Here is a 12,703-nt window from a genome sequence, read left to right on the forward strand (position 1 = left end):
GGTGAAGAAGGTACTGCTTTTAGGCGCCAGTGGTTTTATCGGGCAGGGTGTCTACGAAATCCTCAGGCAGGAACAAGACCTGCGGGTTACCCGCCACTCGCGTTCGCCAAAGGCGGGTTTTGCGGTTTGCGAGGTCGGCTCTACGGCGTTTATCGAACTGGTCAAAGATCACGATTTCATTGTCAATTGCACGGGCATCGGCCTCAGTCGCCTGGGGACGAGCCGTGCCAATAACGAGACACTGACCCAACAGATAATGGCGTCCATCCGAGTCGGCGCGCTCGATAAGAAAAACCTGTTCCACCTGAGCAGCGTCAAGGCCTATAACCCGGAGAAAAGGCGGGATGCGTACGCGGACGACAAATGGGCGGCCGAGCAGGTTATTCGTGCCAATGACCACAAAGTGCAGGGCGTGATCCTACGGGTGCCGACGGTACTGGGTCGCCACGATAAAAACCTGCTGCCGATGATTTCGATGTGCAAATTGAAGTTATTGCCATTGGTCACCAGCGAACTTCCAGCCTTGCACGTCATTGGCGTGGAGAGCATTGCCCGATCCATCCTCCAATGGCTCTCACGTCCTCCCGAACGGACTTTGCAGACCTGCTATCTGCTGAGCGACGACACGGTTACCTATAACGATCTGGTCGACGAGGTGTACCGCCGGCTCCAGGGCGCCGAAGGCCGGGCGAGGTTACGCACAGTAAGGGTGCGCACACTGTTCAGGATCTACAAGGTGCTGTCTTTCGTCGATGCCTTTAGGCGCCAGCGCAAGTTGTTTCCTTGGGCGCGCTTCAATGACTTGTTCGTGTACCCCTGGCGGGTCGAAAAGGATGTCAGGGTGATCATGACTCGTTCAACGTTATCGGTATTGGTGGGGGCATATTTTGAAAACGTTCAGGATTGATGTCGCCGCCAGTTTGCTGGTGCCGGTCGCATGCGCCTCTTGGGTGCTGTATGTCTGCACGGGGTTTGCGTTGTTCCAGTCAGTCGTCATGGCCGCCATCCTGCTCGCCGCAGAGTTTTATTTCCTGCGCGAAACCGACAGCGGCAGCCAATTCGACAAAGGCCTGAAAAGCGGCTTCATGGTGTCGTGCGCCATCGCGATCGTCATGCTGCTGCAGTTACTGACGCGCAGCGATGCGATGCTGCAATTGGCCGGATCGCTGCTGATCCTGTGCGGCATCGGCCTTCGAGCCCATGGAAAGATCATATTGGGACGGCACTTTTCCCATTCGCTGCGGGTGCTGGATGACCATGAATTGATCCGCGCGGGCGCCTTCCGCTACATCCGCCACCCGGCCTATTTCGGCACGCTGCTCATTGTGACCGGATTCAGTTTGTACGCCAGCGTATACGCGGCGGCGATCATCTTCGCCGTTGCACTGGCATTGATTCTTAAACGGGTCGACGGCGAAGAAAAAATGTTGGTCGGTTTTTTTGGCGAATCCTACGTCCGTTATCAGGCCGACAGCTTCAAGGTCATTCCTTTCATTATTTGATTGCGTCATTCCAGGAGGTCTCATGACTCACGTTCACGAAGCAAAAATCAAGGAAATCGTTTCCCGGGTCTTGGGGGTCAACGCCGAAGAAATTCAGAACCACAAGGACTTCATCGAAGCTTATGGCGCCGACTCGATGTCGGGAATAGAAATTCTCGCCGGCATCGAAGGTGCGTTCCAGGTGCGGGTCGATGAAGCCTATATCCCCAGGATCACCAGTGTGGATTCGATACTCTCGTTTATCGACAAGACCCTTGAGGCTGAGTGTGCATGAACAGCTCCGGTAAGGGCGCAAGGGTGGTGGTGACGGGCCTGGGGCCGGTCAGCCCGATCGGGATCGGAAAAGAGGCCTTTTTCCATGCCTTGAAAACAGGGGTGAACGGCACCGTGCCGCTGTCGAAAATCGACACACAGCGCTTCGAAAGAAAGTACGGCTGCGAGGTGAAAGGCACCATCGCTGAATGGGTCGCTGATTTCGATGCGTTCGCCGAATCGGGTACGCCGAGTCATTTTGCCCTGGCCGCCACCGGGCTCGCCCTTGCCGATGCCGGGATCGAGCGGGCAGCGATTGCTGGCAAGCGGGTCAATTGTTACTTCGGCACGACTTATGGTGAATCCAACCTGATCGACGACATGGTCACGGCCATGGCGCAGTCCCAGCCAGGCCGGCATGCGTCGCTGGGGCGCACGTTTGCCTCCGAGATCAGTCGAGACGTGGCGAGATCGATAGGTTCCACCGGCGAGGCCGTGACGATTGGCAATGCCTGCTCGGCCAGTAATGCCGCGTTGATCTTCGGCTACGAGGCCATTCAGGCGGGTGACTGCGAGCTGGCCATCTGCGGTGGAAGCGATGCAGTGTACAAGGCGACCTTCGCGACCTTCCATCGCCTGGGCAGCATGACCGACAAGGACTGCACGCCGTTCAACGCCGGTCGCAAGGGTGTCCTGACCTCCGAAGGCGGCAGCGCGCTGGTGCTCGAAAGTTACGAACGGGCCATTCGCCGTGGAGCACACATTTATGCAGAAGTGCTGGGCTTCGCGATGAATTGCGATGCGGACCACATGGTGAGGCTCAATCACCACAGCGTTGGCGACTGCATGAAGGCGGCACTTGCAAACGCCTGCGTCCCGCCCGGGACGGTGGGTTATATCTGTGCCCACGGCACCGGTACGGCAGCCAATGACAGTAACGAGTACAAGGCCATCGAGGCGGTCTTTGGCCACTCACCGCCACCGGTCAGTTCGATCAAGTCCATGATGGGGCATAGCATGGGCGCGGCGGCGGGTTTCGGTGCCATCGCCTGCATGCTTGCCCTCAGCGAAGGGTTGCCGCCGACGATCAACGTGAGCGAGCAGGATCCTGAAATACCCATCGACGTGGTTTGCGAGGGTTTCAGGGCCGGAAAAGTCGACGTGGTCATCAACAATGCCTTCGCTTTTGGCGGAAATAATTCAATCCTGGTATTCGGTAATCTCAAATGAGCAATGACGCTATCGTTGCACTGGCCGTAAACGATTGGGTCATGTTGCGGATGCCCGGCGCATTTGAGCAAGGGGGCACGGAGTTGCATCATGGGCTGACGCCCCGGTGGGACCTGACGGCGGGCGAACTGGTGCCTAGCCGGGAGTTGAAGAGCTTCGATCGACAGTCCCTGTTGCTGTTGGCGGCGATGTCGTTGATCGAGGATGCCAACCAGGGGGAATCCCTGGCGCGCGCGGCCGTCATTGGTGGCACGTCCAACGGTTCGATCGATACCGTCATCCAGTTGATCAAGGAGTCGAACGAAAGTCGTTTTGCATTCCAGGTCAATCCGGCGCAGATCCCCAATACCGTCATAAACTCCTCGGTGGGGCAGTTGGCGATCAAATACGGCATCAAGGGTGCCAACGTTTCGCTCTGCGCCAAGGAGCTGAGCTTCTACAGCGCGATGGTGCAAGGGCTCAGATTCGCCAGGCGCGGGGACTGCGAGCGGATCTACGCGACAGCCATGGAAACCTTCAGCGGCGAATTCGGCACTCTTTATGCCGACAGCCATGGGCTGGACGCGGCAGAACGAATCGATACCGCCGCGATTTTCAGTTTCCGAACCTGTTCCGATCCGCAAACGCCGGGGCCGGTAGTCAGGTCCTGCGTGACCGGGCGCTTGTTCCCCGCGAGCGGGGCCAGCCTGGGCGACCTGCTACTCACGTTCGCGGCAGGTAATGGGGTGGAGCCTGACAGACTGGGTCGGGTCAGCGTGTCGGTAGCGGATTCGTGGCGGGCCGCCCTGGACGATCTCGGCCAGGCATTCGGGGAGAAACTCGCTGTCCTGCAACGGACAAAAGCATTGAGCCTGTCCCTGGTCGGTGCCTACCAACTCGCCGACTTGGCGCAGTCGGTCAAGGCCGGCGATGTTGGGGTAATGGCGTGTGTCGATGAGGAAGGCTTCTATGGCATCGCATTGGTGGGGGGTAGCGAAGTCCAGGCCGGTGCTGCCAAGGGTTCAAGTGATTCAGGCAAGGTGGGGTGACGTATGATTCTGGTAGTGAGATGGCTGTTGGTCGGGCTGTTCATCGTCCTGAGCTTCCCATTTTTATGTGTGTTCATGTTGGTCAATCCGAAGAAGAACCGGAACCTGCACGTCGCCTGCCGCGCCTATTCGGTGATCAATCGAATATTTTCGGTTCGTGTCGCTGTCAGGGGCTTCAACACGATTGCCGAGGGTAAGTCATATATCTACGTGGCCAACCATCAATGCAACTATGACGTGATGATCGTTGCCGAGGCGCTCAAGCCAGGCACGGTCATTGTCGGGAAGGAATCGCTCAAGTGGTTGCCCCTGGTGGGGCAACTGTATTGGCTGACCGGCAGCCTGTTCATTGACCGAAGCAATCCGCGGGCCTCGATCCAGAGCATGCGCAAGGTGGCCAAGAATGTCGTGGCCAACAATACGTCCCTCTGGATTTTCCCTGAAGGCACCCGGAACAACGGCGGGAACATGTTGCCTTTCAAGAGCGGCGCGTTCCGGCTCGCCAAGGACATGGGGGTGGGGATCGTTCCCGTGACGATCTGCTCCGCTGTCAGGGACGTTGCCTACAATTCATTGCGCGCTACTGACGTCAGCATCGTCGCCCACCCGCCCATCGAGGCGGATGTCGTGGCAAGCATGAATAGCAAGGACCTGGCGAGCCACACGCGCGAGATCATCAGCAACATGATCCCAATCGTTTGAGCCAGAAGCTCACACGGCATCCTCTCCAGGCGCGGTGTGCGGGTCGTTCCGTCGCTCGGCCACCAGCAGCAACGACTGCGGCGCGGGGCTCTGCGGATGTTGCGGTTCCTGCAGGCACGCCAGTTGAAAACCGGCCCTGTCCAACGCGTTAAGCCAGCTGGACAAGGTTCGAAAATACCAGGGCATGGGATGCCCGTGACCCTGGACCCCGTTGAACGTCTCTTCTCGCCAACCATCCTGATCGTCACCCGCCGCCACGCTCCATGGATGCAGCGTCTGGATCACCAAGGCGCCCATGGCGCTGAGCAAGGGAATGTTGGTGGCTCAGTACAGTTGTCGCTTCCAAAACTGCGACTACACTCGGTCTTGCAGGCCCAAGAAGGATCGACGGCTGCCACAGGTTTTCGTGGATCCTTTGAAAACTTTCTTCGAGACAAGGAGCAGTCATGACTACCCCAGACACACTTGTGCAAAGACAAATCAGCCTCACCCACGCGTTCGTGGTCAATAACGCGACGTTGTATTCGCAGTCCTGGGAAAACATCAAGAACCCCACGCCGAGCCAGGTCAAAGACAATATTCTTACGCGTCTCAATGGCTCGAAGGTAGGTGGCGGCTATGCTGTAGCCTGGGGCCCCGCGCTGGTACCGGATGGCGAGTACACGGCGCACATCACCGTGGTGCTGATCGGCGGGAGAAGTGGGAACGACATCGTCGTGGTGACGAGTGGGACACTCCAGTATTCCTTTAAGGATCAGTTGGACGATCTCGATATTTTTCCAATGGTGCCGTTGCAGAGCGTTATTCCGGGTTACCAGGGATCGGCGAGTATCGCCCAGGGAACGGCCGATGGTGTGAACGCGATACTGACCACAGCCTCGACTATCGGTGCCACGGGCACACTGTGCGATTTTCTTGGGAAGCAGCAAAGTGGGGCGACGATCCGTCTGGTTGGACATAGCCTTGGCGGTGCGCTCATGTCGGTGCTCGCGCTTTATCTGAAAGACAGGTTCCCGGGCTTTAACTTCTTTTGCGAAACCTTCGCTGCGCCCACGGTGGGAGATGGTTTTTTCGCCAGTTATTTCAATAAGCAAATGGCCGGTAATGCGCTTCGCATCTACAACACCCTGGATATTGTTCCGATGGCGTGGTGCGCAACGTCTCTCGATTACTCCCTGACCGTGTATGAGGATGATCCCATTGATGAAGACACGAGGAACGCGGTTTGGTCCGGCATAGACAAGATTGTGAATAACAACCTGAACTATACGCAATGGGGAATGGGCAGCGTGAACATGGAGCTGCGGCTCTGCGGGAAACCTCAATCCGACTGCGCAAACTACAGGTCTCAATCCGGCTATCAGCACATCTATGAGTACATGACACTGTTGGGCCTGCAGCCCGCCGATATACCGATGCCGCCGTTCGGCAGCTAGCGGGGCAGTCTCGCCGTCCAGATGTTTGAGTTGCAGTTGCCGAGGTTTCCTTGGAGAAGTCGACGCAGCTGCAATTCACTTATCCGGAAGCCTTTTGCCCAGTAGTACTTAGGCTGACGCGATGGGGGCGGTGAGTTCATCTTTGCCAGGAATCGCAGTTTTTTCGCGCTCATCAATCGGCTATTCAATCCCAGGGAGCCCCTATGACTGACCCGAATGCCGTGAAAACTTACATCGGCTGCTATTACCTCACCATAACCGTCAATTATGGGGGGATAGGTTCCAATACCTGGTTCGCATACCGCAACGGTGATTCACTGGCATGCGAATTATTGGACGACGACACCGAGAAAGACTCTACCTTGTTCGCCTTCTATCTGGGAGATACATTCACCCCCGACAACGCTGTCAACCAGGACACCCACAACTGGCTTCAGGTTCAATCAGTACGTGACGGGGTTTGGTTGGACTGTGGCAGCCCGATGACGGGCGGCGACTGTCATGATTTCTTTGTCGCACTCACCTCTCCGGACACACCAGCGACGCTTGCTCTGGCGACCCATGCTCCGTATGGCATCCCGCCGGCAGACAATGCCATCTGGATGGAGCTCATTCGAGGCCGGTCGGTTATATCCGTGCTCGATATCGATATCATCGCCGATACGGTCACCTGGAAAGATGTTGAACTCGCCCTGGTCTCTGCCAACCCATCCGTGCCTGTCACTACGCAACAGTTGCTCCCCGGGGCGTCGGAGCTGAACAAGCAATCGTACGACCAGGCCGATTTCTGGTATCTGTTCCTGCACAACGTGGATTTCTCCGGCACTCGGGTGACGAACAGCAATCTGAGCAATGTCACGTTCTCGGGCATCGCGAATTTCTCGGGCACAGTGCTCGATGGCAGCAACCTCTCCGGTTGCATTTTGGATGGCGCGAACTTTCGCAATGCATCGCTGAAGGACGTCGACCTTAGCAACGCCAGCCTGAAAGGGAGCGACTTCACGGGCGCGGTGCTCGACAACTGCAACTTTGAAAGCGCTGATCTGGAAAGCGCCGATCTGGCCCTGGCGACCCTCTCGGATCTTGCCAAGCCCATCCGCATCACCCGAGACAAAACAAAACGCACCATTTTTTCGAATGCCCGCGTGAACAAGATCCTCACGCACGCGATCGACGACAAGGATAACGACATCTACATCTGGAGCTACGCACAGATGGACGGCGTTAAATTTATGACGCCTGATCCCAAAAACCCGGGGAAGGCGATCCTCGATGGGACGCTCAATCATCTGGTCGCACAGTACGCCGTTTTGACCGGGGTGCAGTTCTCCGCCGTGGAAAAACCGAGCCTTCGCTACGCCGATCTGTCCTACGCCGAGCTCGGGGGCGCCGCCCTGGCGCAAGCGGACCTGGCGTACGCCACGTTTGACAACGCCACCCTCTCGACGTCAGACGGTCTGCTCCGTTGCAACCTGAGCGAGGCGAACCTGATGGGGGCCACGTTCGTCAAGGCAGACATGTCGTACGCCCAGATGCCGTTTTGCTACCTGTACGGCAACGGCGCGGCGCTGGTCGGCGCGAACATCATGCAGGCGGATTTCAGCGGTGCGTATCTCGTCGCAGCTGATTTCTCTGGCATCAAGGATAAAAACGCGGCGGGCGTCAACTTCGACGGCGCCTGCCTGATCAACGCCAATTTCACCGGCACCGTGCTGTCGCTGGTGAATTCGGAGCGCGCGACCTCATTCGCGAAGGCTTGCCTCCAAGGCGCCAATTTCTCCGGTGCGAGTGTGGGTGGGGTCAATTTCACAGGAGCGGCCGTCAGCACGGACAACGGTACGTTGATCGTCCATGGCGGCCGGGAGGACAAGCACAAGGTCCAGTACCTTATCACGCACAAGCCGACGAACACCGCTGGCGCAACGTGCCCGAGCGGCCAGACCGGGCCTTGCACCGGCACGATGTGGAACGCCGACGACGCGCCCATGACCGACTGGCACTACGGGCCGTGAGGCGCGGCCCGCTCCCGCGTAAACAAGCTCAATCAGTACAACCACTCACAGGAAGAGAGCGATGAATCAACGGAATGATGGGGTGACCAACCAGCGTTCGAACAAGCTGCCCGGACCGACCGAGACACGCACGCTGCACTTCAACCTGAAGCATTGCAAGAACCCGGACGACGTGCTTCTGCACGCGAACTTGAGGAAGTATCGGCTCAAGCGTCATACGCCGCAGACCCTCGCACGCGCGAGCCAGAACACGCCGTTCTTGAAACTGCTCCCGCAGGAACACGTCACTCATTACATCGAGGACCTCCCCGTTCCCTCGAACCGCCCGGCACTGATCACCGTGTCCACCGGGACGGGTAACGGGGCGCCTGGCAACACCATCGCCATGCACTTGCACGTCCCCAAGGCCGGCAGAGCCGCCGCGCGCGAAGAGATGAAGAAACGCGGCAAGGATGTGTTCGCCTCGGCTCACTACAAGCTCGCGAGATACGGCATCACGTCGGACGATCTCAAGCCCCTGGTCCTGGACTCCGATTTCCCGGATCACGTGGACGATTACAACGACCCCATGGAGATAGCGGTCGCTATACTTTTCCACCATCCGAGCCTCCTGAACCTGAGTGGAGATAAAGGCGGTGCCATCCCTGCATACATCAAGGAGAACTGCATAACAGCCGCGATCCAGAACGATAGTGGCACCCTGGTGGACGCGATCAACGACGTAGGCGATGGATGGCAAAAAAAGGTGCTCCTCCTCGACTGGAACAACGACAAGGTATACGACGACAACAAAAAGCCCATCTATACGGCCAAGCTCGAAGAGGGCGTGAATATGGCCATGACGAGCACCTTGCCCCTGGCGATCCAGCTCTCGAGGCAGGACGAGTACCTGCGCGGCGCGCTGTGGAAAGTGCTCGATGGCGTCGTATCGAGCGAATACCAGGGGACGGCGGGCTCCAAAGCCGTGGAGTCGCGCGCCCAGCAGCGAGACCAGAACGCTCAGTGGCAATTGAAGAACCTCACTCCGGGCAAGGGCGTCGTGGTCGACCCCGCCAGCGTGACATGCGAAGGGAACAACATGTCCGTGACGGTGGAGAACCAGTGGCTCAGGCACCTGGGGGCCTACATCGAGTTTCTGGATGCCAGCGGCACCCCCGTCGCGCCGCCGGATTCATGGCCGGCGGCTTCGATCCCGAGCATGTTCAACGGCACCGCCACTTCGAAATACCTCGACCGGGTCGGGCCCATTGATGAGATCGCTGGCATCCCCATCGACGTCACGGACATGACGCTGACGTTCCCGGTACCTGATACGGCCAGTGCGGTGAACATCCATCTAGCGGGGCTCGGCGTTTTCGGCCCGGGGCACACCGACAGGCACATCTGCCTGCTCGGCATCTTCATGACGGCAACCTTCGAGTATGCGATTCCGGTTATCGCCCTCGCCGTGGGCGCGGCCCTCATGAAGACCGAGTTCGTCACCAACCTCCTGAAGGATAACAAGGTGTACGTCGGCATTCTGGCCGTCCTGGCGACGATCGACGCCGCGATCCTCGACTATGCATTGACGGGCGGAATCAAGGAGGTCCTCCTCAAGCTGGCCAACATCATCGCCCCCTTGCTATGGAAGACGGGCTTGAAGACGGTGTTGCTGGAGTTGATCGCGCAAGGGGCTCTGGAGGAGGCAATCCCGTTCGTGGACATCGCCCTGGAGGCGACCAACGCGGTTGTCACCTTCGCGCAGCTCAGTCAGACGACGGTCGAGGTGTTCGAGGCGCCGCCGATTTACACGTCGACGGTGACGAGGACGATCGATCTGGATATAAAACTCGTCCCGGACTCGCAGTACCATTATTTTCCGATGCAGGCGACGCACTACGTGGTTACCGTGACGTACGACAGCCAAGTGACGGTGCCTTCCAAGGAGTTTGCGCTGCCAAAGGGGACGGACACCACTCCCATTCAGATCAGCTTCAAGGGTGTCCCGGGTGGGGGGAAGCTGAAGGTGACCGCGATCTTTTATGCCGACAATGGATGGGTCGCGGGGAAGGGGTCCACCGACTGGACGCCTGCGCTGGGCACGAACGGCAGTACGCTTGAGATTCCGAGCCTCGAGATCAAAAACAATCTGCCTCCGCTCACTACGAGCTCGGTCTACGAGCACGTGGAGAAGCTGGTCTACCAAGGCGGTGCGCACGTGTGGGACAAGGCAGCGCCGCCCCCAACGGTTACGCTCGGTACGTCAAGCTCGGACCTCATTAGTCTGACGAGCATCACCCTGGCGCAGGGGCCGGCGTCGATCGGCTACAGCTGGCAGGCCTCCAACCTGAACATTCCGGAGAACATCTCGACCAACCCGCGGTCCATCGACCCCATGTACACGCTGCAGAACGTGTCGCTTCTCGTGCCACCGGAGCAGGCTTACCAGCCGCTCGACGTCGGCTATAGCAGTAAATCAGGTATTTGCTACGACCTGATGAGCCGGTCGGACGGCTCCGCGCGCAACTTCTTCCTCGACAGCTACCCAGTTGCAACCAGCAGCGACTATGACGCGCCGTCGTACGTTCATCTTCGCAAGGTGGAGCTGAGCTACGACAACGGATCGAAATGCGCTCCCCTCCACTCCGGGACGGGACAGAGCTATGGTCGGTTCCCGGCGGATGTCCCGCTGGACGATTTCGTCCTGCATCCGCAAGGTTACGTGTTTGCCATCAGCACCGGGCGAAGCAAACTGCTCCGATGCGAGCTGTCGAGCGTCCCTGTCGCGGAGGGGGAGGCCCCCGACGCCTGCTTGTTTTCCGGCGCGGGCTTGCGGGAGGGGCTGGTGTCGGGGCCGGTGGCGATCGCGATTGGCCTGGATGGGGTGGTGATGGTGCTCGAATCCGATAACGCACGGGTGCAGGCGTTCGACATCCACGGTAATCCGGTCAAGTACTTCCAGAACAAGACTTCGTCGATGCTGCCGCTGACGATAAAAACCCGCGACCAGTCGACGTACCTCGATCTGGACGTGGAGGCCAAGGGGTATGTCTATGTGCTTTCCTATACTGGCGACGGCAGCTCGCCGGACCACTACTACATGGATATCTACACACCTAAGGGTGACCTCCTGGTGTCAACGCAAGGCGTTGCAGCCGGCAAGCTCACGGTGAGCCTGGACCGGAACGTATATGCCCTCAACTACGAGCTGATCCACGGCGCGGACGGCAGGCCCGAGCCATCGATCAGCCACTGGATGCCGCCGGCGCCACCGGTGTAAACGATATCGGCCTAGGCGCAGGAACGGCTACGTCCTGCGTGGCCGCTTGGGGCGCGTTCAATAGTCTGCACAGGGAGTTCATCCAGGTTGAAGTAAGGCAGAAGCCAGCATCGACCCGCTTCTGGGTAACCCGTACCCGAACGTATTGCTGTTCCGAGTCTGAAGCGGCTATGAACCTCGTTCCAGACATATTGGTGTTGTGTCATCGATCGGTAAAATTACGATCTTATGTTCCTGGAGAGGAGCACCGCGCTTCAATCTCCCGACAGGCAATTCCTGAAACTGGAGTCAACCTGTTTCAGAACTAAACACCTTCTGTTCAACGTGGCGCTTGGTCTCGTCCGGGATCAGGCATTACTCGGTCTTCACCGCCATCAAGGCATTCAATTCGCCGTATGTATGGGCTTTCAAGGCGTGGGTGTCGAGTTGGCCGTTGTCCAAGAAGCTGCGAACCAATGCTCCCATGGCACCGTACAGAAACTCGGCGATGCTGGAGCCCGCACTGAGTCGTCTAACGCCCAGACGCTTCAATTCGTCGGGGGAGGGCAGTCCGTCCCGGGACAGCAGGTTGACTGGCAGTTTGGTGTCCCGGCAGACGGTGGCAATGTCGTTCGAATCGACCACGCCAGCGGCAAACAGACCATCCGCCCCGGCGCTGGCATACAGTGCGGCGCGTTTGAGGAGTTCCTCTAGGCGTTGGTCGGCAGGGAACAGGTTTTTCAGGTAGACGTCGGTCCGTACGTTGATGAACAGTTTTACGCCCGCCTGGTTCGCCACTTTTCTCGCGACGTCAATCTTGCGAACCAGTAACTCTGGAGAGCCCACGCCGTCTTCGATGTTGATCCCGACCGCCCCGGCGTCAAGGACGGCGTTGATCACCTGGCCGACCTGCTCCAAGTCATCCGAGTAGCCGCCTTCGATGTCCACCGTGAGCGGTACGCTGAGCACCCGTGCCATCGACTTGACGGTGGTGTTCAGCAGGTCGAGAGGCAGCTTGTTGCCATCCTGATAACCATGGGACCAGGCCATGGCCGCGCTGCTGGTCGCTACCGCCTTGCCGCCCAAACGTTCGACGATACGCGCACCGCCCGCATCGGCCACATTGGCCAAGACCAGTAGTCCGTTCTGATGCAGATTGTGAAATGCGTTATCCAGTGCGGTCATGACAATTCAATTCCTTTTGAGGGTTATGTTTTTGATGGCAAGGGGCGGCGTCCAAAGGTGTCGGTCATATAATGTTTCGATCGGGTACGCTGTTGCCAGGCTTCGGTTCCAACTCTGA

General features: G+C 58.5%; 10 protein-coding genes and 1 pseudogene. 9 read left to right on the forward strand and 2 right to left on the reverse strand.

Going from position 1 to position 12,703, the window contains the following annotated elements:
• Nucleotide 1: 1 nt before the first annotated feature.
• The 6 genes from BMY45_RS07540 to BMY45_RS07565 all read left to right on the forward strand — a co-directional run bounded on the left by BMY45_RS07540 (nt 2) and on the right by BMY45_RS07565 (nt 4,714).
• A complete protein-coding gene (locus BMY45_RS07540) occupies nt 2-907 on the forward strand; it encodes an NAD-dependent epimerase/dehydratase family protein (RefSeq protein ID WP_092396210.1) in 906 nt (301 codons plus the stop codon).
• 88 nt (nt 908-995) lie between these two features.
• Entirely contained in the window at nt 996-1,502 is a 507-nt protein-coding gene (locus BMY45_RS07545; RefSeq protein WP_143071618.1) for a methyltransferase family protein, read from the forward strand.
• A gap of 22 nt (nt 1,503-1,524) precedes the next feature.
• Nucleotides 1,525-1,776, forward strand: coding sequence for an acyl carrier protein (locus BMY45_RS07550; RefSeq protein ID WP_092396214.1), 252 nt, complete (start codon nt 1,525-1,527; stop codon nt 1,774-1,776).
• Nucleotides 1,773-2,984, forward strand: coding sequence for a beta-ketoacyl-[acyl-carrier-protein] synthase family protein (locus BMY45_RS07555; protein WP_092396216.1), 1,212 nt, complete (start codon nt 1,773-1,775; stop codon nt 2,982-2,984). Before BMY45_RS07550 ends, BMY45_RS07555 begins: the two co-directional genes overlap by 4 nt.
• A complete protein-coding gene (locus tag BMY45_RS07560) occupies nt 2,981-4,012 on the forward strand; it encodes a beta-ketoacyl synthase N-terminal-like domain-containing protein (RefSeq protein WP_092396218.1) in 1,032 nt (343 codons plus the stop codon). Before BMY45_RS07555 ends, BMY45_RS07560 begins: the two co-directional genes overlap by 4 nt.
• Nucleotides 4,013-4,015: 3 nt before the next feature.
• Complete coding sequence (locus tag BMY45_RS07565) at nt 4,016-4,714, forward strand: lysophospholipid acyltransferase family protein (protein WP_092396220.1); 699 nt, start codon at nt 4,016-4,018, stop codon at nt 4,712-4,714.
• A gap of 9 nt (nt 4,715-4,723) precedes the next feature.
• Here the strand turns inward: BMY45_RS07565 and BMY45_RS07570 are convergent.
• Nucleotides 4,724-5,029: pseudogene (locus BMY45_RS07570) on the reverse strand (class I SAM-dependent methyltransferase); the annotation flags it as partial.
• A 131-nt stretch (nt 5,030-5,160) separates the two neighbouring features.
• Here BMY45_RS07570 and BMY45_RS07575 point away from each other — a divergent pair.
• From BMY45_RS07575 to BMY45_RS07585, 3 genes are all read left to right on the forward strand, one after another.
• Nucleotides 5,161-6,150: a lipase family protein gene (locus BMY45_RS07575; RefSeq protein ID WP_092396222.1), complete on the forward strand. Its 990-nt coding sequence runs from the start codon at nt 5,161-5,163 to the stop codon at nt 6,148-6,150.
• A gap of 203 nt (nt 6,151-6,353) precedes the next feature.
• Entirely contained in the window at nt 6,354-8,162 is a 1,809-nt protein-coding gene (locus BMY45_RS07580; RefSeq protein ID WP_092396224.1) for a pentapeptide repeat-containing protein, read from the forward strand.
• Nucleotides 8,163-8,223: 61 nt separating this feature from the next.
• Nucleotides 8,224-11,421, forward strand: a complete 3,198-nt coding sequence (locus BMY45_RS07585; RefSeq protein ID WP_092396227.1) for a hypothetical protein — start codon at nt 8,224-8,226, stop codon at nt 11,419-11,421.
• Between the two features lie 354 nt (nt 11,422-11,775).
• On the opposite strand, the gene BMY45_RS07590 is transcribed toward BMY45_RS07585, so the two are convergent.
• Nucleotides 11,776-12,585 carry an isocitrate lyase/PEP mutase family protein gene (locus BMY45_RS07590; protein WP_092396229.1) on the reverse strand — a complete coding sequence of 270 codons (810 nt, stop codon included), beginning with the start codon at nt 12,583-12,585 and terminating at the stop codon, nt 11,776-11,778.
• Nucleotides 12,586-12,703: the final 118 nt, after the last annotated feature.

This window comes from Pseudomonas sp. NFACC39-1, assembly GCF_900110355.1.
GTDB classification, from domain to species: domain Bacteria; phylum Pseudomonadota; class Gammaproteobacteria; order Pseudomonadales; family Pseudomonadaceae; genus Aquipseudomonas; species Aquipseudomonas tehranensis.